Annotated in this window: 22 protein-coding genes; 8 read left to right on the forward strand and 14 right to left on the reverse strand. The window is 66.5% G+C overall.

From position 1 onward, the window contains the following. Nucleotides 1–137 precede the first annotated feature (137 nt). The 6 genes from ACRQ5J_RS14075 to wrbA all read right to left on the reverse strand — a co-directional run bounded on the left by ACRQ5J_RS14075 (nt 138) and on the right by wrbA (nt 6,917). Entirely contained in the window at nt 138–1,379 is a 1,242-nt protein-coding gene (locus tag ACRQ5J_RS14075) for a lipocalin-like domain-containing protein (RefSeq protein ID WP_432377533.1), read from the reverse strand. Beyond that, complete coding sequence (locus ACRQ5J_RS14080) at nt 1,379–3,928, reverse strand: ABC transporter permease (RefSeq protein WP_432383653.1); 2,550 nt, start codon at nt 3,926–3,928, stop codon at nt 1,379–1,381. Before ACRQ5J_RS14080 ends, ACRQ5J_RS14075 begins: the two co-directional genes overlap by 1 nt. 125 nt (nt 3,929–4,053) lie before the next feature. Next, entirely contained in the window at nt 4,054–4,485 is a 432-nt protein-coding gene (locus tag ACRQ5J_RS14085; protein ID WP_432377534.1) for a DUF4124 domain-containing protein, read from the reverse strand. A gap of 11 nt (nt 4,486–4,496) precedes the next feature. Further along, nucleotides 4,497–5,903 (reverse strand): FAD-binding oxidoreductase, encoded by a 1,407-nt coding sequence (locus tag ACRQ5J_RS14090; protein WP_432377535.1) that lies wholly within the window; start codon nt 5,901–5,903, stop codon nt 4,497–4,499. A 16-nt stretch (nt 5,904–5,919) separates the two neighbouring features. Further along, nucleotides 5,920–6,306 carry a DUF2069 domain-containing protein gene (locus ACRQ5J_RS14095; RefSeq protein WP_432377536.1) on the reverse strand — a complete coding sequence of 129 codons (387 nt, stop codon included), beginning with the start codon at nt 6,304–6,306 and terminating at the stop codon, nt 5,920–5,922. A 5-nt stretch (nt 6,307–6,311) separates the two neighbouring features. After that, nucleotides 6,312–6,917 (reverse strand): NAD(P)H:quinone oxidoreductase, encoded by a 606-nt coding sequence (wrbA, locus tag ACRQ5J_RS14100; RefSeq protein WP_432377537.1) that lies wholly within the window; start codon nt 6,915–6,917, stop codon nt 6,312–6,314. A gap of 63 nt (nt 6,918–6,980) precedes the next feature. Here wrbA and ACRQ5J_RS14105 point away from each other — a divergent pair, with 63 nt between their 5' ends. Next, nucleotides 6,981–8,357: a YihY family inner membrane protein gene (locus tag ACRQ5J_RS14105; RefSeq protein WP_432377538.1), complete on the forward strand. Its 1,377-nt coding sequence runs from the start codon at nt 6,981–6,983 to the stop codon at nt 8,355–8,357. On the opposite strand, the gene ACRQ5J_RS14110 is transcribed toward ACRQ5J_RS14105, so the two are convergent. Both ACRQ5J_RS14110 and ACRQ5J_RS14115 read right to left on the reverse strand, forming a co-directional pair. Continuing rightward, nucleotides 8,341–9,108: an alpha/beta fold hydrolase gene (locus ACRQ5J_RS14110; protein WP_432377539.1), complete on the reverse strand. Its 768-nt coding sequence runs from the start codon at nt 9,106–9,108 to the stop codon at nt 8,341–8,343. The two genes, ACRQ5J_RS14105 and ACRQ5J_RS14110, sit on opposite strands and share 17 nt — an antisense overlap. A gap of 1 nt (nt 9,109) precedes the next feature. Next, nucleotides 9,110–10,201: a PLP-dependent transferase gene (locus ACRQ5J_RS14115; protein WP_432377540.1), complete on the reverse strand. Its 1,092-nt coding sequence runs from the start codon at nt 10,199–10,201 to the stop codon at nt 9,110–9,112. Nucleotides 10,202–10,397: 196 nt separating this feature from the next. On the opposite strand from ACRQ5J_RS14115, the gene ACRQ5J_RS14120 reads away from it, so the two are divergent. Further along, the gene (locus tag ACRQ5J_RS14120; RefSeq protein WP_432377541.1) at nt 10,398–10,850 is read left to right on the forward strand and encodes a CBS domain-containing protein; all 453 of its coding nucleotides are present in this window, start codon (nt 10,398–10,400) and stop codon (nt 10,848–10,850) included. A gap of 45 nt (nt 10,851–10,895) precedes the next feature. On the opposite strand, the gene ACRQ5J_RS14125 is transcribed toward ACRQ5J_RS14120, so the two are convergent. Further along, a complete protein-coding gene (locus tag ACRQ5J_RS14125; RefSeq protein ID WP_432377542.1) occupies nt 10,896–13,163 on the reverse strand; it encodes a putative bifunctional diguanylate cyclase/phosphodiesterase in 2,268 nt (755 codons plus the stop codon). Nucleotides 13,164–13,414: 251 nt separating this feature from the next. Between ACRQ5J_RS14125 and aroC the strand changes: the two genes are divergently transcribed. Next, entirely contained in the window at nt 13,415–14,512 is a 1,098-nt protein-coding gene (gene aroC / locus ACRQ5J_RS14130; protein ID WP_432377543.1) for a chorismate synthase, read from the forward strand. An 11-nt stretch (nt 14,513–14,523) separates the two neighbouring features. Beyond that, nucleotides 14,524–15,675, forward strand: coding sequence for an MFS transporter (locus ACRQ5J_RS14135; RefSeq protein ID WP_432377544.1), 1,152 nt, complete (start codon nt 14,524–14,526; stop codon nt 15,673–15,675). Here ACRQ5J_RS14135 and ACRQ5J_RS14140 read toward each other — a convergent pair. The 4 genes from ACRQ5J_RS14140 to ACRQ5J_RS14155 form a co-directional block, all read right to left on the reverse strand. Then, nucleotides 15,672–17,168 carry an HDOD domain-containing protein gene (locus tag ACRQ5J_RS14140; protein ID WP_432377545.1) on the reverse strand — a complete coding sequence of 499 codons (1,497 nt, stop codon included), beginning with the start codon at nt 17,166–17,168 and terminating at the stop codon, nt 15,672–15,674. The two genes, ACRQ5J_RS14135 and ACRQ5J_RS14140, sit on opposite strands and share 4 nt — an antisense overlap. After that, on the reverse strand, nt 17,165–18,886 hold the full coding sequence (locus tag ACRQ5J_RS14145) for a putative bifunctional diguanylate cyclase/phosphodiesterase (RefSeq protein ID WP_432377546.1): 1,722 nt from the start codon (nt 18,884–18,886) through the stop codon (nt 17,165–17,167). Before ACRQ5J_RS14145 ends, ACRQ5J_RS14140 begins: the two co-directional genes overlap by 4 nt. Nucleotides 18,887–19,051: 165 nt before the next feature. Beyond that, a complete protein-coding gene (locus tag ACRQ5J_RS14150; RefSeq protein ID WP_432377547.1) occupies nt 19,052–19,900 on the reverse strand; it encodes an enoyl-CoA hydratase/isomerase family protein in 849 nt (282 codons plus the stop codon). Further along, a complete protein-coding gene (locus ACRQ5J_RS14155) occupies nt 19,897–21,066 on the reverse strand; it encodes an acetyl-CoA C-acyltransferase (protein ID WP_432377548.1) in 1,170 nt (389 codons plus the stop codon). Before ACRQ5J_RS14155 ends, ACRQ5J_RS14150 begins: the two co-directional genes overlap by 4 nt. 72 nt (nt 21,067–21,138) lie before the next feature. Between ACRQ5J_RS14155 and ACRQ5J_RS14160 the strand changes: the two genes are divergently transcribed. The 4 genes from ACRQ5J_RS14160 (at nt 21,139) to ACRQ5J_RS14175 (ending at nt 24,316) form a co-directional block, all read left to right on the forward strand. Beyond that, nucleotides 21,139–22,806, forward strand: coding sequence for an isovaleryl-CoA dehydrogenase (locus ACRQ5J_RS14160; protein WP_432377549.1), 1,668 nt, complete (start codon nt 21,139–21,141; stop codon nt 22,804–22,806). 54 nt (nt 22,807–22,860) lie between these two features. Then, nucleotides 22,861–23,511, forward strand: coding sequence for a uracil phosphoribosyltransferase (gene upp, locus ACRQ5J_RS14165; RefSeq protein WP_432377550.1), 651 nt, complete (start codon nt 22,861–22,863; stop codon nt 23,509–23,511). 2 nt (nt 23,512–23,513) lie between these two features. Further along, nucleotides 23,514–23,867: an Hpt domain-containing protein gene (locus ACRQ5J_RS14170; RefSeq protein WP_432377551.1), complete on the forward strand. Its 354-nt coding sequence runs from the start codon at nt 23,514–23,516 to the stop codon at nt 23,865–23,867. A gap of 245 nt (nt 23,868–24,112) precedes the next feature. Next, nucleotides 24,113–24,316 (forward strand): cold-shock protein, encoded by a 204-nt coding sequence (locus ACRQ5J_RS14175; RefSeq protein ID WP_008448165.1) that lies wholly within the window; start codon nt 24,113–24,115, stop codon nt 24,314–24,316. A 47-nt stretch (nt 24,317–24,363) separates the two neighbouring features. Here the strand turns inward: ACRQ5J_RS14175 and ACRQ5J_RS14180 are convergent, their stop codons facing one another. Then, complete coding sequence (locus ACRQ5J_RS14180; RefSeq protein WP_432377552.1) at nt 24,364–25,275, reverse strand: LysR family transcriptional regulator; 912 nt, start codon at nt 25,273–25,275, stop codon at nt 24,364–24,366. Between the last annotated feature and the right edge of the window lie 135 nt (nt 25,276–25,410).

A 25,410-nucleotide genomic window follows, 5' to 3' on the forward strand; every position in this document is an offset into this window, starting at 1 on the left:
CAGCCCGCGCAGGGTGGCGAGGCTGCCTTTTTGAGTTCGCGGGAGGTGCTTGGTGCAGCGGCGGTTGGCGTGCTGGCGGTGGTGCTATTGGTCATCGGGTAGCTGCGCTTACTTTAATATCTTGTTAGACGTTGTTCTTACAGTTTTATTGCACTTACATAGCCGGTCATTTCCAGGTAGGCGCGGCCGGCCGGCTTGCCGTCGCGGCTCAGCGTGACCGCACCCTCCCAGTACACGGCGCCGGTGGAACGGCGCGAGTCCAGTTCCTGGTCGTCCTGCAAAGGCACGATGTCCCACACGGCGTCGCCGGTGGTCAGGCGGGTCGCCACGGGGTACTCGGCGTTGGTGCGCGGTGAGCGCCAGCGCCGTTGCGGCGTAAAGCTGACCTGGTCCGGGCCGAATTGCGTGACCTTGCCGGAGGCGTCGCGCCATGTCGCGTGCGCCCATAGTTTAGCACCTGTCTTGCTTTTGACCGCGAATGCCATCAAAGCCCCGCCGTCATTGAGGTTGGCGCCGACCCAATCCCAGCCGCTGGCCTCGGCGTCCAGGGCCTCGCTGGACCATTCGTGATCGAGCCACGCGGTGCCGGTGATGCTTGTCTGCTGATTAAGGCGGGTGACGCTGCCGCTGACTTGAAGGTGCGGCTGGCTGTAGTAATAGCTGCTTTGCGCAGGACGCGGCCCCTTGCGCGAATAGCCGCGTTCTCCCTGCAGCAGGTCGGGCTGGGTGGGCGTGAGTTTGAGGTCGTATTTGAATGTCGGGCTGTCGACGTGGACCGTGTAGCTGCCGTCGGCGGCGCGTACCATATGCCAGTCTTCCAGCTTGACGTTGGTGTCGCCGGTTTTAGCGTAGGACAGGCCGAAGCCTTCGCGCGCGCTGCGCTGGTCGTGCAGCAGCTTGCCGTTGGCCGCGTCGGACAGCGCGGCGTGGCCGATGATGAGCTGCCTGGGCGCGAACTGGCTCGGGTTGGCGCGGTCGTGCGTGGTGGCGCTGCGGAAGAAGGTGACCTGGAAGCCCAGCGGCTTGCCATCTGGGGTGTTAAGCCAGCCGGTGACGTACCACCATTCGGTCTTGTAGTCCGGGTGTGCGCCGTAGTCTTTAGGGAAGGTCAGCGACTGGCCGGCCGGCAGCGGCACCACGGCGGGGAACTGCGGCGCGGCCGCCAGTGCGGGGAGGGACCACGCGAGTAGCCAGACACTTGCCGCGAGAGCGGCAGCAGCCTTCGCCGGCGGCGCGGCGGCACGCGCCAGTCCACGCACTAGCCCGCGCACTAGCCCGAGCACAAGGCAGGGCGGCAGGTCGCGCATCAGGCCGCGTGCCGGGCCGCATGCCAGGCGGTGCATGCGCCTGATGGCGCGAGTGTGCAGCTTTGCGAGCATTACCAGTCCTCCCTGACTGCGCGTATCGGTCCGCCGGACAGCGATTGGCGCCCGGCCAGTAGTGCGGTGAGCGCGGCGGCGGCCAACAGCAGCCCTGCGACGCTGGCCAGCAACCGCCACGGCATGTGCAGCTGCATGGTCCAGTGGAACGACTGCGGATTGACAACAAATACAAGTATCAGGCTGATGACCCAGCCCAGCACAAAGCCGGTGGCGATGCCGAGCCCCGTCAGCGCGCCGCCTTCGATGGCGAGAATCGACAGCACCTGCCGGCGCGTGACGCCGACGTGGCGCAGCATGCCAAACTCCCTGGCGCGCGCCAGCGTCTGCGCAGAGAAGGTGGCGGCCACGCCAAACAGGCCGATGACGATGGCGATCGCTTCCAGCAGATAGGTGATGGCGAAGCTGCGGTCGAAAACTTTCATGCTCATGGCGCGGATTTCCGATGGCTCGCTGGCCTCCAGCGCAGCGGCGAACGGCAGGCGTTTGAGCGCGGCCAGCGTGTCTTCGGCCTTGGCGCCCGGCTTGAGCGTCAGCGCGACGCCGCTGGCTTCCTGCTGGCCGGTGATGGCGCGGTAATCGCTCAGGCGCATCTGGATGGTGCCAGTGGGGCGGGCGTAGTCGCGCCAGACGCCGGCCACGGTGAACGGATGCAGCTTGCCGCTGAGCGGCAGTTCGATGCGCCGGCCCGGCCGCATGCCGTACAGGTCCACCATGGCCTCAGACACCCACACCGGCGGCGCGCCTGGCGTGGCGGGCGCCAACTCGCCGACGATGGCGAGCGTGCGCGCCGGGTCGGCTGCGTCGATGGTGCGCGCCATGAGTGTGACCGCCGGGCGCGCCGGGGCCAGCGAGACGTCGCTGGTGTGCAGGAAATCGGCGCCGGCCACGCCGGGCAGCGCGGCGACCAGCGCTTGCTCGTCAGGACGCAAGCCGGCGGTGGCGCCGCCGCTGGCGGTGCTGACATAGATATCGGCCGGCAGGATATGCTGCAGCCAGTCGTCCAGCGAAACGCGGAAGCTGGCAACCATGATGGCCATGGCCACCATCAGGCTGAAACTGGACAGCACGCCGCCCAGCGCGATGCCTGCCTGGCCGGAGGCATTGGCCAGCCGTGACAAGGTGAGCGTGATGACGGCCGAGGCGCCCGGCTTGCCGGCGGTGGCCGCGCTCCAGCGCCGGTGGGCGAAGCGGAACACGATGGCGGCCAGGCGCGGCATCAGGCCGATGGCGCCGACCAGCAGCAGGGCGATCGACAGGTAGCCGAACAGCGGCAGTTCAAAGATCGGCGGCGCTTGCGACAGCAGCGCGGCGAGCGCCATGCAGGCCAGCGATGGCCAGGCGCGGGCCAGGCGCGACATGGCCGCTTCCTCGGTGCCGGATTTGAGCGCGACCGCTGGCCTGGCGCGGGCGGCGTCCAGCGCCGGCGCGGCGCAGCCCAGCAGCGCGACAGCGACGCCCAAGGTGAAATAGATGGCGGCGGCCACCGGCGTGAAGTGCACTTGCGGACGCACGCCGGAGAAGAAGCCGGCGCCGAGGTCCGCGCCCATGAAGTGCAGCGCCGCTGCCGCCATGCCGTAGCCGGCGGCGATACCGATGGCCGAGCCGGCGATGCCGAGGCACAGGCCTTCTATCAGGATCTGGCGCAGCAGGCGCTGGCGGTCGAGGCCCAGTACACGCAGCAGGGCGAACTGGCTGCGGCGGCGGATCACCGATAGCGCTTGCGTGGAGAACACCAGGAAGGCGCCGGTAAACAGCGCCACCAGTGCCAGCACGGTGAGGTTGACGCGGTAGGCGCGGCTCATGCCTTCGTTGCGGCTGTTCTGTTCCTGGTCGTTGGGCTGGTTGATGCGGAAGCGGCCCGGATATTGGCTTTGCAGGTCTTTTTCCAGTTGGGCTTTGAACGCTTCGCGGTTGATGCCGTCGCGTAGTTTGAGGTCGATGCGCGAGAGTTTGCCGAGTTTTTCGAAGCGCCACTGGGCGGCGCCGATGTCCATGATCGCGATGCGCTGGCCGGCGCGGGCGCCCGGCACCGGGCCGCCGACCCGCAGTTTGAGCGTGCCGGTACCGATTTGCAGGTCGATCGTGCCGTTGACGGGCTTGAGCCATTGTTCGGCTGCGGCGGAGAGGAACACGGCATCGTCCGAGAGCGTGTCGCCGATGTTGTCGCCGGCGGGCAGGCCGACCAGGTCGGGCGAGATGTAGCCGGCGCGGAAGGCGTCGGTGGCGATGATTTTGAGCGCGGTGCGCTGGCCGGCGACGGAAGCGTCGAATTCCAGCACCGGGGAGGCGACGGTGACACCTTCTCGTTGTGCCAGGGTGGGGTAAATTTGCTCGTCAAAGAATGGCTCGGTGCCGCGCACCTGGATGTCGGCGACGCCGGACAGGCCTTTGATGGCGGCGGAGAATTCGTTGAAGGCGGCGGCGTTGATCAGGTGGATGGCGAAGCCGAGCGAGATGCCGACCGCGATCGCCGCGATGGCCACCACGGCCCGCAGCGGGTGCGCGCGCCATTCTCCCAGCAACAACCAGCGCGAAAGCCGCCGCATCGAGGCCACTGGCGCGTCGCGGATCACCGGGCCCGCGCCACCCGAGCCATCGCTTGCGCCGCCGCTGGCGAAGTCGTTCGGCGGCGATTGCGGGCGGCCGGACGGAGAGGGCGGGCGGTGCGGCATTAGCGTGGGCACTCCAGCGCCATGGCTTCGCCGGCGCGCTGGGCGCGCAGGCGGGCGGCTTCGGTGGCCTGGCCGGTGGCGCGACGGGCGTCTTCATCGGCCCAGCGTTTATTGAGTTTCAGCTTGTCGCACTTCTTGCGCTGCACGGCGGACGCTTGCGCGGCGCGGGCCGATTCGCGCTCGTCGCGCTCCTGCTGCCTGAGGCGCGTTTTCGCCAGCGCGTCCGCCTGCTTTTGCTGGCGTTTCAGATCGCGCGCGGCGGCCGGATCGGCTTTCGGCGCGGCGGGCGTCTCCAGCGTGGCCGCCTGCGCACCGACCGGACAAGGCGTGTCGCTATAACTGACCTTGCCGTCCACCGTGCATTTGTAGACGCTCTGCCCATAGGCCGCCGCAGCGGCGGCCCACAGCATGACAACGATCGGCAATTTCATCTCGGCCTCGCTCAAAGGATTTTCCCGGGATTCATGATACCCAGTGGGTCCAATGCCGCTTTGATGGCTCGCATCATGTTGAGTTCTACAGGCGACTTATAGCGCGCCAGCTCTTCACGCTTCAGTGCGCCGATGCCATGTTCGGCGGAAATCGAGCCGCCAAAGGCTTCCACGCTGTCATACACCACGCGGTTGACCTTATCCTGATTCAGCAGGAAGTCTTCGTTCGATACGCCGGTGGGCGGCGCCACGTTGTAATGCAGATTGCCGTCGCCCAGGTGGCCGAAGCACACCAGCTGGCAGCCAGGGAAGGCGGCGTCCAGCTTCGGCCCTGTCACGGCAATAAACTCGGCGATGCGCGACACCGGCAACGAAATATCGTGCTTGATGTTCTTGCCGGCTCTGGCCTGCGCCAGCGGGATATGCTCGCGCACCTGCCACAAAGCGGCCGATTGGGACACAGATGTCGCCACCACCGCATCGTCGATCACGCCGCTGTCCAGCGCCGCGCCGATCGCCTGTTCCAGCAGGCCGACCGCATGCTGCTCCGATTCGCTGCTCGACAATTCCAGCAGCACGTACTGGGCATGCGGCGCGGCGAAGGGCTTGGGCAGTTGCGGGAACTGCTCCGCCACCAGTTGCAGGCAGTAGCGCGACATCAGCTCGAAGCCGGTCAGGCTGGCGCCGCAGCGGTCCTGCATCAGCACCAGCAATTGCAGCGCGGCGGCGGGCGAAGGCAGCGCCGCCAATGCGGTGATGCTGGCTTTCGGCTGCGGATACAGCTTGAGCACCGCGCCGGTGATGATGCCCAGCGTGCCCTCAGCGCCGATGAACAAATCGCGCAGGTCGTAGCCGGTATTGTCCTTGCGCAGCCCGCGCAAGCCGCTCCAGATTTCGCCTTGCGGCGTCACCACCTCCAGCCCGAGACACAGCTCGCGCGTATTCCCGTAGCGCAGAACCGCCGTGCCGCCGGCATTGGTGGCGAGGTTGCCGCCAATGGTGCAGCTGCCTTCCGCCGCCAGCGACAGCGGAAACAGACAGCCTTCCGCCGCCGCTGCCTCCTGAATATGCTGAAGGATGCAGCCCGCGTCCACCGTCATGGTGCGGTTGACCGCATCGACCTGGCGCACGCGGTTGAGCCGCGCCAGCGACAGCAGCACCTGCGTGCCGCTGCCATCCGGCACGCTGCCCAGCACCAGCCCCGTATTGCCGCCCTGCGGCACCACGGCCACGCGATGCCGAGCGCACGCGCGCACCAGCGCCGCCACCTGTTCCACCGTGCCGGGGCGCAGCACCGCCAGCGCCTTGCCGGTGTGGCGGCCGCGCTGGTCGGTCAGGAAGGGCGCCATCCCGGCGGCCGTATCGAGCACATGGGCGTCGCCGACAACAGCACGGCATTGTGAAAGAAAGTCCATCATTTAACCGTGTTGACCTTTACTTTATCCAGCAGGTCCTTGGCCATTTTTTGGCAGCGCGCTTGTATGGGCGAAGGTACAGGACCGCGCACACGAAATACACGCACACCACCGCCGCCTCGCCCCAGCCCAGCCACGCCGACACATCGCCGGTATCGCTCCAGCCGCGCACCACGCCCTCAGCGAAGTACAGCAGGATCATCATCGATGTCCATTGCAGCGTGTAGATATCGCGCTTGTAGACGCCGTACAATGGCAGCAGCAGCGGCGCGGCCTTCAGCACCAGCCACGAACCGCCCGGCTTCAACGGCGCCAGCACCATCTCCCACAATACACACCAGACGATCAGCGTCACCAGGCTGCCGATCGCGCCCCAGTGAAAATACTTCTGCATTGTGGTTTCCATGGCGCTTATTCCTTCAATTTGACTGCTGTTTCGGCCAGCCGCTTGCCGAGAGCGATGGCCAGGCGTTTCTCATCTTCGGTGATGACTTTTTTGCCGTCGAGGCCAGACCAGTGGCTGGCGCCATACGGCGTGCCGCCGCTGGAGGTGGTCATCAGTTCGGGGTTGGTGTAGGGCAGGCCGAGCACCATCAGGCCGTGGTGGAACAGCGGAATCATCATCGACAGCAGCGTCGACTCCTGGCCGCCATGCAGGCTGCCGGTGGAGGTGAACACGCAGGCCGGCTTGCCCGCCAGCGCGCCGGACAGCCACTGGCTGGCGGTGCCGTCCCAGAAGTACTTCATCGCCGCCGCCATATTGCCGAAGCGCGTGGGCGAGCCGACCGCGATGCCGGCGCATTCGCTCAGGTCGTCCAGTTCCACGTACGGCGCGCCGTCGGCCGGCACCTCCGGCGCGGTGGCCTCGGCCACGGTGGAGACGGCAGGCACGGTGCGCAGGCGGGCGTCGCAGCCAGGCACGCTTTCGATGCCCTGGGCGATCAGCTCCGCCAGTTTGCGGGTGGCGCCGTGGCGGGAGTAAAACAGGACGAGAATAGTCAGATTAGAAGGGTTCATCAGCGGTATTATAGGGCGCTTTGGCGGATGGTATCATTGCCACTGTTGTCACGATTGATACTTATGTACGAAAAATACCTCCGTCCGATCCTGCAGTACCTGTTCCGCACCTGCCGCAGCGGCATCCAGACCGTGCGCTCGCTGTCCCGGCCCGAGGTGCGCGACCTGATCTTGTTCGCCCAGCGCCGCTTGCGCGAAGAGAGCCTGCCGCAGGTCGCCGGCAGCCTGACCTTCACCACCGTGTTCGCGCTGGTGCCGCTGCTGACCATCGCGCTGGCGATCTTCACCACCTTCCCGATGTTTAACGCCTTCCGCAGCTCGCTGGAGGCCTACTTCGTGCAGAGCGTGATGCCGAAGTCGATTTCCAACAACATCCTGAGCTACCTGACCATGTTCGCGTCCAAGGCCACGCGGCTGTCGGCGGTGGGCGCGGTGACGCTGATCTTCACCTCGATTGCGATGATGAACCTGATCGAGCGGGTGTTCAACCGCATCTGGCGCGTGCGCGGCCAGCGCAGCTGGACCAAGCGCATTCTCGTGTACTGGGCGCTGATCACGCTCGGCCCGCTGATGATCGGCGTGTCGCTGACGCTGTCGTCGCAGGTGTTCATGGCCACCAGCGACCTGGTCGGCCACGTGCCGGTGATCGGCGCGGTGATCTACACCGCGCTGTCGCTGGCGCTGACCATGGCCGCGTTCACGCTGCTGTACGTGGTGGTGCCGAACCGCGACGTCGACTGGCACGACGCGGCCTGGGGCGGGCTGGTGGCCGGCGTGGCGTTCGAAGTCGCCAAGCGCGGCTTCGCCATCTTCATCACGCAATTTCCGACGTATTCCAAGATTTACGGCGCGCTGGCGGCGGTGCCGCTGTTCCTGCTGTGGGTGTATGTCTCCTGGCTGATCACGCTGGTGGGCGCGCTGCTGGCGGCGGCGCTGCCGGTGGTGAAGTACGAGCGCTGGTGGCACGAGGCGCAGCCGGGCGGCGAGTTTGTCGACGCCATGGCCATCCTCAAGGTGCTGCACCTGGCCTGCAAATGCGGCGACACGGCGCTGGTCAGCGCCGGCCATATCCGCGAGCGCACGCGCCTGGGCTTCGACGAGATGGACAATCTGCTGGAGCGCATGATGGCCGAGGGCTGGGTCGGCCGGGTGCCGGTGCCGGCGCCGAAGCGGGTCCAGTGGGGCAAGCGCGTCAGCGACGGCTCGGACCACTGGGTGATCCTGGCCAATATGGAGAAGCTGATGCTGGCCGATGTCTACCGCCTGTTCGTCTTTGCCGGCATGCCGGTCAACGCCGGCGTGGTGGCGGTTGGCGACGATGAGCGCGACCTGCGCGCCGCGCGCGACGCCGCGCTGCTGGCGCGCGAGGTGGAAACCGCGGTCGAGGCCGGCCTGGGCAAGACCCTGGCCGCGCACTTCGGCCCTATCGACTGCCGATAAACTCCAGCAGCGCGGCCAGCACCTGCTCCGGCTGTTCGCTCATCAGCGAGTGGCCGCTGTCGAGCGTGACGCTGCACGCGTGCGGCATGGCGGCCGCCAGCAGGCGGGTGGATCTGGGCGGCGTCATGACGTCGGCGGCGCCCGACAGCAGCAGGGCGGGGCAGCGCACCGAGGCCGCCGCCAGCTCGCCGTTGGCGTAGCTGTTGCAGGCGGCAAGGTCGGTGTGCAGGCGGCCGGGCATGCGCTGCATCAGCCGGCGCGCGCTGTTGCGGGCAGTGTGGCTGGCCAGCGGCAAATGCGACCACGCCGTCACCATGTCGATCGCCGCCGCTTCGTCGTCGCGCGCGCTGGCCAGCAGCGCCTCGGCCACTTTCATCGGATAGGCGCTGCCGGCCAGCGCCAGATGGGTGACGCGCTGCGGCGCCTGGAACGCCAGTTCCAGCGCGACCAGTGAACCCATGCTATGGCCGGCCAGCGCCGCCTCGCGCGCGCCGGCCGCGTCCAGCAAGGCCAGCAGCCAGTCGGCCATCTGCGCCACGCTGGCCTTGGGCGCGCCCAGGCTGCGCACATGGCCCGGCAGGTCCGGCGCCAGCACGCCGTAGCCGAGATGGGCGAAGTAGCGCGCCTGCGGCGCCCATACCGAATGGTCGTTGGCCGCGCCGTGGATGAATACCACGGTCGGCCGCGCCGGCTCGAAATGCACGCCACCGGTATAGCAGTAACTTGGGATGCCCTGAACGGTGAGCTGCATGTCAGGCTCCTTTCTGCGCCAGTTTGAGGGCGCGCGACAGGTCGTCCAGCAGGTCGCCGGCGTCTTCCAGGCCGACCGACAGGTGCACCACGCCGTCCGCCGCCGCTGGCGGGATGATTTGCGAGCGGGCCCCGCCCAGGTCGTCGGCCGCCGAGAATACCTGCAGCGCCTCGGCGAAGCGCAGCGCGCCTTTCAGCTGGAACGACAGCGCCGAGCCGCAGCCCTTGGGCAGCAGCCGCTGCGCCAGCGCGTGGTCCGGGTGCGTCGGCAGCTCCGGATAATGCAGCGCCTCCACCGCCGGATGCGCGGCCAGCAGCGCCACCACCTTGCGCGTGTTGGCGACGTGGCGCTCCATGCGCAGCGGCAGCGTTTCCAGCCCATGCAGGATGATGCCGGCGTGATGCGGGCTCATCGGCGCCAGGTTTTCGTGCCGCGCGCGCAGCGCAAAGGCGGCGACGGTGGACTCTTCGGCGAACACCACGCCGGGCAGCGGGTCGTAGGGCTCGCACAGTTCGGCGTAGCGGCCGGTATGCTGGTAGGCCGCCTGCCAGTCGAACGTGCCGCCGTCGACCAGCAGGCCGCCATGCTCGGCGGCGTGCAGCACCAGGTCGGCGCCGTGGTCGAGCGGCTTGAGCAGCCACGGCGTGGTCAGCGTGGCGTCGGCCAGCAGCGGCAGATGATGTTCATGGGCGAGGGCGGCGACGGCCGGGATGTCGAGCACTTCCAGCCCGGCGCCGCCCAGCGTTTCGGCGAACAGCAGCCGCGTTTCCGGCTGGATGGCGGCGCGCCAGGCGTCCAGATCGCGCGGATCGACAAAGGTGGTCTGGATGCCGAAGCGCTTGAGGCCGGACGCCAGCAGCCGGCACGAAGCGCCGTGCAGCGCGCGCGAGGCAACAATGTGCGCGCCGGCGCCGGCGATGGCGCCGACCGCCAGCTGCAGCGCCAGCTCGCCGCTGGCGGTGGCCACCGCGGCCACGCCGCCTTCCAGCGCGGCGATGCGCTCTTCCAGCATCGCCACCGCGCCGCCGGCCGCGCAGGCGGCGCCGGCGTGCAGCGACAGCGTGTGAAACCCGGGGTGTTGGTTGGCGCTCATGGTGTCCCGTCGTCGTTATGTGTATGCTGCGCATCCTAACCTGAAATGCAGCGTGGCAACCGCACGACAATAATGTTATGTTTTGCTTATCGGAAGCGCTGGCTTTTTGCCGGGCATAGGCTACATTCCCAACAAGGCTTAGAACAATTAGAACTCCCATTCACAGAGCGCCCATCAGCGAACAGGACGGCCCAACATGAAAGTTTCGGAAATTCTCCAGGTGAAAGGCTCCATCCTTTACACCATCTCTCCCGATCAACCACTGGCGGACGCCGCCAATACCATGGCCGAGAAAGACATCGGTTCGCTGGTCGTCATGGAGTTTGGCGACCTGGTGGGCATGCTGACTTTCCGCGAGGTGCTGCGCGCGCTGCACGAAAACCAGGGCACGGTTGGCGGCGGCACGGTGCGCAAGCACATGGAAGACGCGCCGATCACGGTCACGCCCGACACCGACGTCAACGAGGTGCGCCGCATCATGCTGGAAAAGCACGCGCGCTACCTGCCGGTGATGAACGCCAAGACCATCCTCGGCGTGATCTCGTTCTACGACGTGGCGCGCGCGGTGCTGGAGGCGCAAAGCTTCGAGAACCGCATGCTCAAGGCCTATATCCGCGACTGGCCGGCGGAAACCGAAGCGACCGACTGAATCCTCGTCTAAACGATCAACGCCACGTCACCGTGGCGTTTTGTTTTAGGGGGCGGCGCCTTCGAGGGCGTCGTTGCTGAGCCAGCTGTCGAGGGCGCTGGCGGTCATCGGCCGCGCGAACAGGAAGCCCTGCGCCAGCGGGCAGCCCAGCGCTTGCAGGATTTGCGCCTGCCGTTCGTCCTCCACGCCTTCGGCGATCACGGCCAGGCCGAGGTTGCGGCCCAGCTGGATCACCATTTCCGCGATGCTGCTGCCGCGCGCCGAGCCGGTGATTTCGGTGACGAAGGCGCGGTCGATCTTGAGCCGGTCAACCTGCAGGCGCTGCAGGTAGGACAGCGACGAGAAGCCGGTGCCGAAGTCGTCGATCGCAATGCTGACGCCGGTTTGCTTGATCTGCGCCAGCATCCGGATCAGCAGGTCCGGCTCCTCCATTGCCATCGATTCGGTGATCTCCAGCTCGATATGCTCGGGTGGCGCGCCGCTATCGTCCAGCGCGCGCTTGAGGATGTCGAGGAAGTGCGGGTGGCGGAACTGCACCTGCGAGACGTTAATCGACATCATGAAGTCATGGTGGCCGGCCTTGCGCAGGTCGACCAGCTCGCGGCAGGCGGTGCGCATCACCCATTCGCCGAGGTCGATGATCAGGCCGGAATACTCGGCGATCGGGATGAAGCGGTCCGGCGAGATGAACTTGCCGTCCGGCGTCTGCCAGCGCAGCAGCGCCTCGGCGCCGACCGGGCGCCGCGTTTCCAGGTCGATCTGCGGCTGGTAGACCACGAACAACTGGTTCTGGCCGAAGGCGGTGCGCAGCGCGTGCATCATGCGCACGCGCTCGCGGATCTCGACGCCCATCGAGCGCGAGAAGTAGAAGTGGCCGGCGCGCTGCTGCGACTTGGCGCGCTTGAGGGCGATGTCGGCGTCCTTCAGGGCGTCGGCGCCGCTGCCCTCGTGTTCGCCCAGGCGCACCAGGCCCAGCGTGGCCGACAGCTGCACGTCCTGGCCGTCGATGCTGAAGGCGCGCTGGAACAGCGCCAGGATGTTGCGCGGATTGACCTGGGTGGAATCGCCGAGCACGCAGAAAATATCGCCGCCGATGCGGGCCACGGTGACGTGCTCGCCGAGCTCGGTTTGCAGGCGGTTGGCGACGCCGATCAGTAGCATGTCGCCGAACTGGTGGCCGAGCGCGTCGTTGGTTTCGGCGAAGTGGTCGAGGTCGACCAGCGACAGCGTGGCGTCCTCGCGCGCCGGGCCGGCCACGGTGGCGTCGAGGATTTCCACCAGCCGGGTGCGGTTGGGCAGCTTGCACAGCTGGTCGTAGAAGGCGGCGTTGTGCAGGTGCGTGACCAGCTCGACGTTGTCGAGGCCGACCGCGACATTGCTGCAAAACACTTCCAGCAGCCGTTCGTCGATCTCGGTCAGCGCCCGCCGCAGGTCGAGGAAGGCGACGAAATCGCGGCTGGCCTTGCCGGCGAAGTGCAGCGTGACGTGGTCCGGGCCGTGGATGTTGCGCCGCTGCGTCAGCGCCAGTTCCAGCGCGGCGTGGATGCGCTGGTCCTCGCGCACGGTCAGCGTGATGTTGTGCAGGTGGCGGAAGGTGCCGGCGGTGGCCATCACCATCAGCTCGCGGCAGCCGTCGTCCGGGCATTCCAGCACGCACAGCACGCCGTTCGGTTCGATGTTCAGCAGGTCGCCGACCTGGGCCAGCACGCCGGCGGCAAAGTTTTGCACGCCGTGCAGCGACATCAGCTCGGTGCTGGCGGCCACGATCTGGTTCAGGCCGCGCCGGCTGTCGTTGATCTTGCGGATCTGCTCGTAGGAGCGGATGGCCGAGGTCACCGTGGTAAACAGCTTGATGCGGGTCAGCTCGGACTTGGTCTTGTAATCGTTGATGTCGAAATCGCGGATGGCGTCGATTTCGGGCGCGTAGCCGGGCTGGCCGGTGCGCAGGATGATGCGCACATCGTGCAGTTGCAGCGTTTCGCGGATGTAGCGCACCAGGTGCAGGCCGGCGTCGTCCTGCTCCATCACCACGTCGAGCAGGATGACGGCGATTTCCGCTTCGTGCTTGAGCAGCTCGCGCGCCTGGCCGGCCGAATAGGCGTGGACGAACTCCAGCGGGCGGTGCTGCATGTCGAGGTTGCCGAGCGCGAAGGTGGTGGTCGAGTGGACGTCCTCGTCGTCGTCGATAATCATGATGCGCCACACATTGCGCGCGCCCGGCGCCGCGGCAGGCGCGGCCGGATGCTCTTCTAAGAATACCAGATCGTCCTGATCATCCCTGGACTGCTCAAGGTGTGTGACCGGTGGGGGCATGTGTAGCTTCTCCAGAGTACTCGGTGTTCTTGCGTTCAAGTATAAGCGAATTGTCAAAAAGAATGCAGTTTTACGGCGCTTTCAGCCAAAGCGTGCGCGCCGCCGTGCATTGACACCGTACTTGTATCAAAAGAATGAAATTTTGCCAAGGAATAATTGTGTTCGGGAAATTATGGTGCGGCCGTCGCGCCACAGGGCGCTGGCTGGTAGAATGAAGCACTTTCCCCATTTTTTCCGAAGATTCTTTTCCTATGTCCGGCAATACTTTTGGCAAATTGTTCTCAGTAACTACTTTTGGTGAGTCGCACGGTCCCGCGATCGGTTGCGTGATCGATGGCTGCCCGCCGGGACTGCCGTTGTCTGAGGCCGACATTCAGCCGGAACTGGATCGCCGCAAGCCGGGCACCTCGCGTCACGTGACGCAGCGCCAGGAGTCGGACACGGTGGAAATCCTGTCGGGCGTGTACCAGGGCGTGACCACCGGCACGCCGATCGCCTTGCTGATCCGCAACGAAGACCAGCGTAGCAAGGACTACGGCAACATCGCCGACACCTTCCGTCCCGGTCATGCAGACTACACCTATTGGCACAAATACGGCGTCCGCGACCCGCGCGGCGGCGGCCGCTCGTCGGCGCGCCTGACGGCGCCGGTGGTCGGCGCCGCCGCCATCGCCAAGAAGTGGTTGCACCAGCAGTACGGCACGGTGTTCAAGGGCTGCATGAGCCAGCTGGGCGAGATTGCGGTGCCGTTCCAGGACTGGCACCACGTGCCGGACAATCCGTTCTTCGCCGCCACCGGCGACGCCGCTGTCATCGCGCGCATGGAAGCGTATATGGACGAGCTGCGCAAGGCCGGCGACTCGATCGGCGCGCGCATCGAGGTGATCGCGCAAAACATCCCGGTCGGCCTCGGCCAGCCGATCTACGACAAGCTGGACGCCGACATCGCTTACGCGATGATGGGCATCAACGCCGTCAAGGGCGTGGAGATCGGCGCCGGCTTCAAGTCGGTGGTGCAGAAGGGCAGCGAGCACGGCGATCCGCTGACGCCGCAAGGCTTCGTCGGCAACAACGCCGGCGGCGTGCTGGGCGGCCTGTCGACCGGCCAGGACATCACCGTATCGATCGCCATCAAGCCGACCTCGTCGATCCGCACGCCGCGGCCGTCGATCGACAAGGCCGGCAACCCGGTGATGGTTGAAACCTTCGGCCGCCACGATCCCTGCGTCGGCATCCGCGCCACGCCGATCGCCGAGGCGATGCTGGCGTTGGTGCTGATCGACCATGCGCTGATGCACCGCGCGCAGTGCGGCGACGTGCACGTGTCGACGCCGAACATCGCGCTGTAAGCCGGTAAGCGGTGCCCGCGCAAGCGCTCAGCTTCGCCTTCTTCCTCTTCTGCTACTACGCCCACGCGGGCACCTGGTCGACCTACGCGACATTGTTCTTTGCCGACAAGGGCATGACGGTCGCGCAGATCGGCGTGCTGATGTCGATGATCCAGGTGTTGCGCATCGTCGGCCCGAATGTCTGGGGCTACGTCGCCGATCACTTCGACCGGCGCGTGCTGGTGCTGCGGCTGGCCGGCTTTGCCGCGCTGGTGGCGTTCTCGGGCTTTTTCGTCGGCAGCACCTTCGGCCACTTCATGCTGGCGATGGTGATCCTCAACCTGTTTACCAGCGGCCGGGCGCCGATCTGCGAGGCGCTGATGCTGTCGGAGATGAAGGGCGACCTGACATACTACGGCCGCATCCGCATGTGGGGTTCGGTCGGCTTCATCGTCTCGGTGACGCTGGCGTCGCTGGCGCTGGAGCATTACGGCATCGTCACGCTGCCGTGGCTGGCGGCCGGCCTGCTGCTGGCGACCATCGCCGCCGCCTTCCGCCTGCACGACGTGCCGCGCCGCAGCCACAAGACGCCGCCGCCGCCGTTGCTGTCGCTGCTGCGCCGGCGCGAGGTGATCGCCTTTTTCGCCTCCACCGCGCTGATGGTGGCGGCGCACACCTCGCTGTACACCTTTTACTCGCTGTTTTTGGAGCGCAACGGCTATAGCAAAACCGTGATCGGCGCCATGTGGTCGCTGGGCGTGCTGGCCGAGGTGCTGCTGTTTTACAACCAGGCGCCGCTGCTCAAGCGCTGGGGCGCGCGGCGCATGATGTCTGTGGCGCTCGGCGTCGCCGTGCTGCGTTTCTTGATGATCGGCCTCGGTTCGCACGTGCTGTGGCTGCTGATCGTGGCGCAGGTGATGCACGCGGCCACGTTCGCGCTGCACCATTCGTCATCGGTGATGTCCTTGCAGCGCTGGTTCGCCGGGCCGTTGCAGGCGCGCGGGCAGGCGCTGTACATGAGCATCTCGTACGGCGTCGGCGGTTCTCTGGGCGGCCTGTTCCTGGCGCAATGGTGGGAGCGGGCCGGCGCCGAATCGGTCTATTACGTTGCCGCCGCGCTGGCCGCGCTGTCGGCCGTCGCCGCCACGCTGTCGTTCCGCTGGCAACGCAACGACGGCCACTAGCGGGCCACCGCCTCCGGCGCGACGCCGTGGCGGCGCTCGACGGCGCGCACCACCATCGCGCGCATGTCGTTGAGCAGCGAGAACTCGGTCTGGCTCAGCGAGATCGGCGGGAACGATTCGTCCCAGTCGCCGTACAGGAAGCCGGCCGGCTGGCCGTTGGCCGACAGCGGCAGAATGACGAAGCTGCGCGCCTCCGCCAGCGAGCTGCGCCACCACAGCGGCAGCTTGGCGGCGAACTTGGCGTCGTGGGCGTTTTCGATGAAGATCACGCGATCGCTGTTGAGCGCGGCATGGAAAACGTTGGGCTCGTAGGCGTCGTCGAACACCATCGCCGGCAGCAGCTCGCGCGTGCCCTCGCCAAAGCAGATCTTGGCGGCGTATTGATTGTCCTTGCGGTTGCGCACGAAGGCCACCGCGCGCGAAAAATCCAGCCCCTTGTAGACGGTTTCCAGCGCGATCTGCACCATCTGGCCGGGATTGGCCGTTTCCAGCATGTCGCGCATGTCGGCCAGGCCGCTGAGCAGGATCTTGTTGCCGGCCGCGCGCTGGCGGGTCTTGGCCAGCGCCCTGGCGCGGCGCTCGGCCGGGCGCGACAGCGGGGCGATGGTCAGGTCGTTGGCGGCGATCACCTTGGCCTGTTCGATGGCGTGCACCAGGTTCGGCGCGTCGACGCCGAGCATGGCGGCGTAACCGTCGGTCAGTTGCCGCACCTTGTCGGCGGCGGCCGGGTCGTCGTGCCACAGGAATTCGGCGCAGGTGGCGGCCATGGTGGACAGCCCGGCGATCCAGTCGGACGGCGAAATCGCGGCGCCCGGTGCGGCCGGCGCCAGCGTGCGCATGCCGCTCAGCAGCGCCTTGGGCAGGCCCCAGTGCAGGGCGGCGGCGTGGCCGATTTCCTCCAGGCTCAGGCCCAGCAGCTCGGGCGCGGCGTCCTCCACCGTGCGTTGCGTCTGGTCGGCCAGGCGTTGCAGTTCATGCCAGCGCTCCGGCATGTAGAAGGTCAGCATCATGCGCCCCAGCGTGTGCAGCATCGAACACACCACGGCCTCCTCGCCGTGGCGGCTTTCGGCGGCGTAGGCGACTTGTTGCGCGACGATGCCGGCCAAGACCGCCTTTTCCATTTCGATGTGGGCGATCGTGGCGTCGTTCGAGGTGGCCGCCAGTTCTTCGATCAGCTTCAGTCCCAGCGCCAGGTGGCCGATGGCCTCGGTGCCAAGCACCAGCACCGCCTTCGACACCGTGTTGACATGCTGGCCGAACGCCGAGTACATGCCGCTGTTGGCCAGGCGCAGCACTTTCTGCGTCAGCACCGGATCGGACAGCACGGTGCGGGTCAGGTTGAATTCGTGCTCATCCTCGCCGCGCATGGCGCCGAGGATGGCGGTGATGGCCTTGGCGAAGCCGGGCATGTCGCCGCGCCGGCGGGTGCAGTCGCCCAGTTCGGTCAGCGTCCGGTTGCCCAGCGCCGTGCCGGCCTTGTAGCTGCTGATCATGGATGCACCTGGCGCAGTTCCGCCGGCACCACGTTGGCGTGGATGCTGTCGCGCAGCGCCGCCAGCGCCACATTGGCGGCCATCGGCTTGCCGGTCAGATAGCCCTGGATGTACTGGCAGCCGCGCCGTTGCAGGTATTGCAGTTGCTCCTCGGTTTCCACGCCCTCGGCCACCACCGACAGGTCGAGGTGTTTGGCCAGGTCGAGCACGGCGTTGCAGATGGCGCCGTCCTTCTGCGAGCCGGGCAGGTCGCGAATGAAGGTGCGGTCGATTTTCAGCACCGAGATCGGAAAGCGCTTGAGGTAGGCCAGCGAGGAATAGCCGGTGCCGAAGTCGTCGATGGCGATGCGGGCCTTGCGCTCGGCCATTTTGGACAGGATGGACTCGGCATGCACCGGGTCGATCATCAGCGTGCCTTCTGTGATTTCTAAAACCAATTGCTCACCAAGCAGGCCGGAGAAGGCAAGCGCATCGTCCAGCACATCCAAGAATTTATCATTGCGGAATTGCCGCGGGCTGATGTTAACAGAAATGTACAGGTTTCGTTTGGCAACTTCTTCAAATTGCTTCAGTTGTACGCAGGCCGCCTTCAGCGCCCAGGCGCCGAGCAGGTTGATCAGGCCGTTGGTTTCGGCGATCGGGATGAAGCGCGCCGGCGGCACCATGCCCAGCGTCGGATGCTTCCAGCGCATCAGCGTCTCGAAGCCCTGGATGGCGCGCGTGCGGGCGTCGACGATGGGCTGATAGTACAGCAGGAATTCGCCTTCGCGCACCGCCTGGAACATGGCCGCTTCCAGCGAAATGTCGTGCTGCGGCGGGCCGGCGTGGGCCGGGCTGTAGACCACCGCGCGCGCCTTGCCGGTTTCCTTGGCGCGCGACATGGCGGCGTCGGCCAGCGCCAGCAGGCGGATTTCGTCCTCGGCGTGCTGCGGGTAGATCGACACGCCGACCGAGGCGCCGACATAAATGGTGTGGTTCTCGATTTCAAACGGCGATTGCAGGGTGGCGATCAGGCGGCCGGTCACCAGCTTGATCTGCGCCTCGGTGGCGGTGCCGGGCAGGATGGCGACAAACTCGTCGCCGCCGACGCGGGCCAGCGTGTCGCTGTCGCGCAGCGTCTTGCGCAGGCGTTGCGCGGCCAGGCGCAGCATGGCGTCGCCGATCGGATGGCCGAGGCCGTCGTTGACTTTCTTGAAGCCGTCGATGCCGATGCTGGCGACCGCAAAGCCCTGGCCCGAGCGGCGCGCGTTGGCGATGACCATGCGCATGCGGTCGGACAGCAGCAGGCGGTTGGGCAATTCGGTCAGCGCATCGTGCGTGGCCATGTGGCGCAGGCGTTCTTCGGTGGCGTGCTGGACTGTCATGTCGCGCCCGACCACCAGCAGCTCCGGCGCGCCGCCGGCGTTGCGGTAGCACGAGACGCGCAGCTCGTGCCAGATGTCGATGTCGGCCGTCTTGACGCGCGCCTGCAGCAGTCTCGGCGCGCCGCTTTCCAGCACCGAGGCCAGCACCGGCGGCAGTTGGGCCTGGTCGAGGTCGGCCAGCAGCCTGGCCAGCGGTTGGCCCACCAGTGCCACGGCGCCGCCGATACGGGCAATGGCGCGCGCGCTGGCGAACAGCAGCAGGCCTTGCTGGTCCAAACGAAACACAATATCTCCAGCCTCTTCCAGGAGGTTATCCAATTCCTGACGCGGCTGGTGCAGTACGCTGGTTGGCATCGCGAAGATCTATTCTTTCTATTTATGCATGGGACAACGTGGTGGCTTGAATCTTTGCAAAACCAGAACGAAATGTATCACCTATGCCAGTGAAATTACATGAAAAACGACAACATTTCCGCGACTTTTATTGATTTCTGTTGAGATTGCTCTAAAAAGCGGCGCCTATAGATAAAGGCGGTCCTTGCGCGGCCGCGGATTAATGGCTGTTTGACAAAAATATCGGCTTTCGATCAGCAGCGCCTGCTCAAAATTCACGCGCATGCCTTCGACCATGGCGCACAGGATGGCGGCCGCCGGCGGCGCTTGTCCGGCCAGCCGCGCGGTCCAGACTGGCAACAGCGCGCGCAGCGCCGGCGCATCGGGCATGCCGCCGGGCGGACTGTGCTGGCGTGCGCGCCATGGTTGGCTGGCGCCTTTGTCCTGGACGGCGACGGACAACCGCGCCAGCTGCGCCACATCGGCGGCAATCGCGTGCAGCAGGCCCGCTTGCCGCGCCTGGACGGCGTCGAACTGCGCGCCGTCCAGCAGCAGCGGCATGGCGGCGCGCAGCCCGACCAGCCGGACCGTGCGGACGATTTCGCCGGCCACCGGCGCCAGCCCGAGCCGCACTTGCGGCAGGCTGAAGCGGGTGTCATGCAGGCCCAGGCGGTGGTGGCAGGCCAGCGCCAGTCCGAAGGCGTGGCCGCTGACCTCGCCGCTGAGCGCCGCCACCACCGGCAGGCCGAGGTTTTCCAGCCGCAGCAGCAATCGGTTGTAGGCGGCCAGCATCTGCATGCAGTCGGCGGCCTGGGCCGGCGTGAGCGCCATCAGGTGCGCCAGTTCGTGGCTGCTGGCGCCGGACTCGGCGTCGAAGCTGATGGTGACCGCGTTCAGCTTGGCGCGGCGGACCTCCAGCTTTTCCAGCAGCGTCGCCAGTTCGCGCTGAAACAGGCGGCTCAGCGGATTGATGGCGCGCGCCGCCAACCGCACCGCGACGACGCCGCCGTCCTGGCCGGTGGTGATCATGCTCATACGCGCTCGATGATGGTGGCGATGGCCATGCCGGCGCCGGCGCCCATGGCGACCAGGCCGCGCCGCAGCCGGCGTGCCTCCAGTTCGTCCAGCAGCGTGCCCAGCAACATGCAGCCGCTGGCGCCGGCTGCGTCGCCGAGCGCGATGGCGCCGCCGTTGACGTTGACCTTGTCGACCGGCAGCGCCAGCTCGCGCACGAAGCGCAGTACCACCGCCGCGTAGGTTTCGTGGACTTCGAACAGGTCGATGTCATCGATCGACAGGCCGGCCCTGGTCAGCGCCTTGCGCGCCGCCGCCGCCGCTTCGCCGCCGGTGACGGCGCCGGCCGCCATGCGCGCGCGCGGCTCGACGCCCAACCGCGCGCCTGCCGTTTTGCTGCCCACCAGCGCCAGCGCCGCGCCGTCGGCCGGGCTGGCGGCATTGCCGGCGGTGTGCAGGTGCTCGACGCGGCCCGGCAGCGGATGGCGCAGCAAGCAAATGGCGTCGTAGCCGGCGTCCGCCAGTGGCGTCAGGCAGCCGAGCGCCTCCAGGCTGAGCTGCGGCCGTATCATTTCGTCGTCCGCCAGGACCAGCACGCCGTTCTGGTCGCGCACCGGCACGATCGAGCGGAACCGGTAGGCGGCGCGCGCGGCGACCGCCCTGTGTTGCGAGCGCAGCGCCCAGGCGTCCAGCTGTTCGCGCCGGTGGCGCTCCAGCGTGGCCAGCACGTCGGCGCTGGTGACTGCCGGCACGTAGCCGGTGGCGAGGCTGGTGCCGGGGTCGAGCGACCAGGCGCCGCCGTCGGCGCCGGCCGGCACGCGCGACGGCGATTCGACGCCGCCGGCGACCACCAGCTCGTCCCAGCCCGAGCGCACCTGCTGCGCCGCGAGGTTGAGCGCGGCCAGGCCGGAGGCGCCGAAGCGGTTCAGCTGCGCGCCGGCCACCTTGCCGTCCCAGCCGGCGGCCAGCACGGCGATCCGCGCCAGGTTGGCGCCCTGGTCGCCAACCGGCGTCATGCAGCCGAGCAGCAGATCGTCGATCAGCGCGGTGTCGAGCTGGTGGCGTTGCTGCAATTCGCGCATCAGGCCGGTCAGCAGCGAGATCGGCTTGATGCTGTACAGGCTGCCTTCCTGCGTGCCCAGCCCGCGCGGCGTGCGCAGCGCCTCATACAGATAGGCGTCCGTCATGTGAGCTCCTTTCTTATGCTAGTCTGGGCATTGTTCAAGAAAACAGCTAACCGCGATTTGAACGGAGACAAAATGCAGCCTTTCGACACGCATGAAGTGCGCAATACTGTTGCGCCGTTCGAGAACATCAACCTGTTTGCGGCCGATCCGGCGTTGCAGGAAGCGCTGGAACGCGAGGGCGCGGGCGACGCCGCCGTCGCGCTGCACGCGCTGGGCGCCGAACTGGGCAGGGCGGAAACGCTGGACCTGGCGCGGCTGGCCAATGTCCACGGCCCGCGCTTGCACAATTTCGACCGCCAGGGCCACCGCATTGACGAGGTGGAATTCCATCCGGCCTGGCACAGCCTGATGGCGCTGCTGATCGGCCACGGCGCGCACGCTACGCCGTGGCAGGGCGGTGCAGGCGCGCAAGTGGCGCGGGCGGCCCGCTACCTGCTGTTCGGCCAGGTGGAAAACGGCTCGCAGTGCCCGGTGACGATGACGTATGCAGCGGTGCCCGCGCTGCGGCAGTCGCCGCGCCTGGCCGCGAAGTGGCTGCCGAAAATTCTGTCCTGCCAGTACGACCCGCGCTCGCTGCCGGTCGGGCAAAAGCATGGCGCGCTGATCGGCATGGGCATGACCGAGAAGCAGGGCGGTTCCGACGTGCGCGGCAACACCACCTGCGCCGCGCCGGTGGCGCCGTCCGAGGCGCGCGCCCGCTTCGGCGACGACGGCGAGGAGGTGTTCCGCATCGTCGGCCATAAATGGTTCTTTTCCGCGCCGCAAAGCGACGCCCACCTGATTCTGGCGCAGGCCGAGGCCGGCCTGTCGTGCTTCCTGCTGCCGCGCTACCTGCCCGACGGCGCGCGCAACGCCATCCGCGTGCAGCGCCTGAAGGACAAGCTCGGCAACCGATCGAACGCGTCGGCCGAGGTGGAATTTGCCGGCGCTTACGGCTGGTTGATCGGCCAGCCCGGGCGCGGCATTCCGACGATCCTGGAAATGGGTAGCCACACCCGGCTCGATTGCGTGCTCGGCAGCGCCGGCGCCATGCGCGCCGCGCTGACCCATGCGCTGCACCACGCGCGCCGCCGCCTGGCGTTCGGCCGGCCGCTCGCCTCGCAGCCGCTGATGCAGAACGTGCTGGCTGACCTGGCGCTCGAATCCGAGGCCGCCACGGTGTTCGCGATGCGGCTGGCGCGCTGTTTCGACGAGTCGGCCGACCCGGCCCAGGCCATGCTGGCGCGGCTGCTGACGCCGGCCGGCAAATACTGGATCTGCAAGCGCGGCCCGGGCTTCGGCGCCGAGGCGATGGAGGTGATCGGCGGCAGCGGCTATGTCGAGGAAAGTCCGCTGGCGCGGCTGTACCGCGAGTTGCCGGTCAATTCGATCTGGGAAGGCTCGGGCAATGTGATGTGCCTGGACGTGCTGCGCGCGCTGAACAAATCGCCGGCCGCGCTGGAGGCGCTGGCGACCGAACTGGCCCGGGCCGGCAACGGCGACGCCTTCTTTGTTGCCTACCGCAGCACCTTGCTGGCCGACCTGGCGCAGCAGCAGCAGCCCGACGAATTCGGCGCCCGCGTGCGCGCTGAGCGGGTGGTGCTGGCGGTGCAGGCGGCCTTGCTGTTGCGCCACGCGCCGGACTATGTGTCGTCGGCCTTCATCGCCTCGCGGCTGAAGCGCGAGCCGGGCGGCGCCTACGGACGGCTGCCGTCGGGCGTGGATTGCGCGGCCATCCTGGCCCGGGCGTTGGTCGAATAAATGGGCCTGGCCTAGTATAATGCGGCGTATAACTATCTCAGCAAGAGCCTGCCCATGAAACAAGATCCGCGTTTTCCTAACCTGTTCATCACCGATCACCCGCTGATCCAGCACAAGCTGAGTCATATGCGCGCCAAGGATACTTCGACCCGTACCTTCCGCGACCTGCTTAAGGAAATCACGCTGCTGATGGGTTACGAGATCACCCGCGACCTGCCGTTGACCACCCGCCATATCGAAACCCCGCTGATGACCATCGACGCGCCGGTGATCGCCGGCCGCAAACTGGCCATCGTGCCGATCCTGCGCGCCGGCATCGGCATGAGCGACGGCCTGCTGGACCTGGTGCCGTCGGCCCGGGTCGGCCATATCGGCGTGTTCCGCGATCCGGCCACCCACCAGCCGGTGGAATACCTGGTGCGCCTGCCCGACACCGCCGAGCGCACCTTCATCCTGTGCGATCCGATGGTGGCGACCGGCAATTCGGCGGTGCACGCGGTGGACGTGCTGAAAAAGCGCGGCGTCACCGACGAACAGATCATCTTCCTGTCGCTGGTGGCGGCGCCGGAAGGCATCGACGTGTTCCAGAAAGCCCATCCGGACGTGAAGATCTACTGCGCCGCGCTGGATTCCCACCTGAACGAGCACGCTTACATCGTGCCGGGCCTGGGCGACGCCGGCGACCGCATCTTCGGGACCAAATAGCCATGGCCACGCCTGTCGATCCGGATTTCCGCGCCCGCCTGTCGGCCCTGAACGAAAAATTCGCCGCCACCGTGCCCGGCACGCTGGTCAGGATCCGCGCCGCGTTGGACGCCTGCCAGGCCGGCGGCGCGCAGCCGTCGCAGGAGGCGCTGCACCAGTTGCACGAGGTGCTGCATGGCGTGGCCGGCTCGGCAGGGACGTTCGGCTTTGCCGTGTTCGGCCAGGAAGCGCGCCGCGTCGAGCAGATGGTGCGCGCGGTGCTGGCCAACCATGGCGGCTGGGCGCCGGTGGCGCCGGAGGTGGAAAAACTGCTGGCGTGGGCGTCGCGCGATGCGAAAGCGGCGCAATACGATTAATCGTGCGCTTGATCCAGGTCAAACCCTATACGATTTAGTTGTCTATAGTGACATTTACGGGCCCACGCGAGAGTTTTCTACCAAAAAATGCGACGTCCTGCATTTATTTTCGCGAAAACGTGCTTTTCTCTCGTAAATGGGTATAATGCGACATCGTTTAGATTCAAGAGTAGTACGGTTTGTATTTCTTGCCTCAAAAACGATATCACGGGCGCAAGCCCAAATTAACTGAAATAGGAATTGTAATGGCAACTGGTATCGTAAAATGGTTCAATGACTCGAAGGGTTTCGGCTTTATCACCCCTGACGAAGGCGGCGAAGATCTGTTCGCTCACTTCTCGGCGATTCAGTCGGCTGGCTTCAAGTCGCTGCAAGAGAACCAACGCGTTTCTTTCGAAGTAACCGCCGGCCCTAAAGGCAAGCAAGCTTCGAACATTCAGCCGCTGTAATACGCTGGATCTAACGATCAAGAAATCCTCGGTACCCGAGGATTTTTTTATCTGTACACTTTGCGCCAGTAGTCCGGCTGCGCGTAGGTGCGGCGCAGAAAATCGACAAACGCCCGTATCCGCAGCGGCAGATAGCGGCGCTGCGCGAACACCGCGTAGATGTCGTTGCCCGGCGCCGCGTAGCCGTCCAGCACGGTTTGCAGCTTGCCGGCCTCGATCGCGCTGCCCACTTCCCACATCGACCGCCATGCCAGGCCCTTGCCGGCCAGCGCCCATTCGTGCAGCACCTGGCCGTCGTTGCTGGCCATGTTGCCGTTGACTTTCAATACCAGGTTCTTGCCGTCCTCGCGGAAGGTCCAGCCGCGCTGGCTGCCTTCGCTGCTGATCGCCAGGCAGTTGTGCTTGCTCAGGTCGGCCAGCGTCTTCGGCTCGCCGTGGCGCTTGAGATAGGCCGGCGCGCCGACCACCACGCGCTCGTTGTCGGCCAGCTTGACGCTGACCAGGTTGGAGTCGGCCAGGCTGGCGATGCGGATCGCCACGTCGATGCCCTCGCCAACGATGTCGACCACGCGGTCGCTCATATTCAGCGTGGCCGTGACGTCGCGGTGCTCGGCCAGGAAGGAGGGCAGCAGCGGCGCGACGTGCTGGCGGCCGAAGCCGGCCGGCGCCGAGATCATCAAGTGGCCGGTGGCGTGCGCGCTGCGTTCGGCCACCGCCGATTCGGCTTCTTCGAGTTCGGCCAGGATGCGCTGGCAATCTTCCAGGAAGGCGGCGCCCTCGTCGGTCAGCGCCAGCTTGCGCGTGGTGCGTTGCAGCAGCTTGACGCCCAGCCTGGCCTCCAGCGCATCGAGCCGGCGCCCGATCATCGCCGGCGCGATGCCCTCGGCGCGCGCGGCGGCCGACAAACTCCCTCGTGCAACCACCTCGACAAAGGTGGATATCTGCCTGAATTGCCCCATCGTTCGGTGTCTCCGTCACTTTTTACTAAAACGCATAGATGAAGTGATTTTTAGTCTTGTTTGTATAACTAACGAGTGAATATACTTTATAAAAACACCGCAATGCAACAAGCTTATAATTAGACCGATTCGTTA

It is taken from the genome of Duganella sp. P38, from assembly GCF_050859475.1.
In the GTDB taxonomy this organism is placed as follows: Bacteria; Pseudomonadota; Gammaproteobacteria; order Burkholderiales; family Burkholderiaceae_D; genus Rugamonas.

Excerpts from the sequence above, each read along its gene's own strand:
- ACRQ5J_RS14115 (WP_432377540.1), bottom strand. The coding sequence starts at position 10,201 with ATGAGCGCCAACCAACACCCCGGGTTTCACACGCTGTCGCTGCACGCC.
- upp (WP_432377550.1), top strand. The coding sequence starts at position 22,861 with ATGAAACAAGATCCGCGTTTTCCTAACCTGTTCATCACCGATCACCCG.
- ACRQ5J_RS14095 (WP_432377536.1), bottom strand. The coding sequence starts at position 6,306 with ATGGAAACCACAATGCAGAAGTATTTTCACTGGGGCGCGATCGGCAGC.
- ACRQ5J_RS14125 (WP_432377542.1), bottom strand. The coding sequence starts at position 13,163 with ATGCCCCCACCGGTCACACACCTTGAGCAGTCCAGGGATGATCAGGAC.
- ACRQ5J_RS14175 (WP_008448165.1), top strand. The coding sequence starts at position 24,113 with ATGGCAACTGGTATCGTAAAATGGTTCAATGACTCGAAGGGTTTCGGC.
- ACRQ5J_RS14145 (WP_432377546.1), bottom strand. The coding sequence starts at position 18,886 with ATGCCAACCAGCGTACTGCACCAGCCGCGTCAGGAATTGGATAACCTC.
- ACRQ5J_RS14090 (WP_432377535.1), bottom strand. The coding sequence starts at position 5,903 with ATGATGGACTTTCTTTCACAATGCCGTGCTGTTGTCGGCGACGCCCAT.
- ACRQ5J_RS14120 (WP_432377541.1), top strand. The coding sequence starts at position 10,398 with ATGAAAGTTTCGGAAATTCTCCAGGTGAAAGGCTCCATCCTTTACACC.
- ACRQ5J_RS14105 (WP_432377538.1), top strand. The coding sequence starts at position 6,981 with ATGTACGAAAAATACCTCCGTCCGATCCTGCAGTACCTGTTCCGCACC.
- ACRQ5J_RS14140 (WP_432377545.1), bottom strand. The coding sequence starts at position 17,168 with ATGATCAGCAGCTACAAGGCCGGCACGGCGCTGGGCAACCGGACGCTG.
- ACRQ5J_RS14155 (WP_432377548.1), bottom strand. The coding sequence starts at position 21,066 with ATGACGGACGCCTATCTGTATGAGGCGCTGCGCACGCCGCGCGGGCTG.
- wrbA (WP_432377537.1), bottom strand. The coding sequence starts at position 6,917 with ATGAACCCTTCTAATCTGACTATTCTCGTCCTGTTTTACTCCCGCCAC.
- ACRQ5J_RS14110 (WP_432377539.1), bottom strand. The coding sequence starts at position 9,108 with ATGCAGCTCACCGTTCAGGGCATCCCAAGTTACTGCTATACCGGTGGC.
- ACRQ5J_RS14180 (WP_432377552.1), bottom strand. The coding sequence starts at position 25,275 with ATGGGGCAATTCAGGCAGATATCCACCTTTGTCGAGGTGGTTGCACGA.
- ACRQ5J_RS14080 (WP_432383653.1), bottom strand. The coding sequence starts at position 3,928 with ATGCGGCGGCTTTCGCGCTGGTTGTTGCTGGGAGAATGGCGCGCGCAC.
- ACRQ5J_RS14160 (WP_432377549.1), top strand. The coding sequence starts at position 21,139 with ATGCAGCCTTTCGACACGCATGAAGTGCGCAATACTGTTGCGCCGTTC.
- ACRQ5J_RS14075 (WP_432377533.1), bottom strand. The coding sequence starts at position 1,379 with ATGCTCGCAAAGCTGCACACTCGCGCCATCAGGCGCATGCACCGCCTG.
- ACRQ5J_RS14085 (WP_432377534.1), bottom strand. The coding sequence starts at position 4,485 with ATGAAATTGCCGATCGTTGTCATGCTGTGGGCCGCCGCTGCGGCGGCC.
- aroC (WP_432377543.1), top strand. The coding sequence starts at position 13,415 with ATGTCCGGCAATACTTTTGGCAAATTGTTCTCAGTAACTACTTTTGGT.
- ACRQ5J_RS14170 (WP_432377551.1), top strand. The coding sequence starts at position 23,514 with ATGGCCACGCCTGTCGATCCGGATTTCCGCGCCCGCCTGTCGGCCCTG.
- ACRQ5J_RS14150 (WP_432377547.1), bottom strand. The coding sequence starts at position 19,900 with ATGAGCATGATCACCACCGGCCAGGACGGCGGCGTCGTCGCGGTGCGG.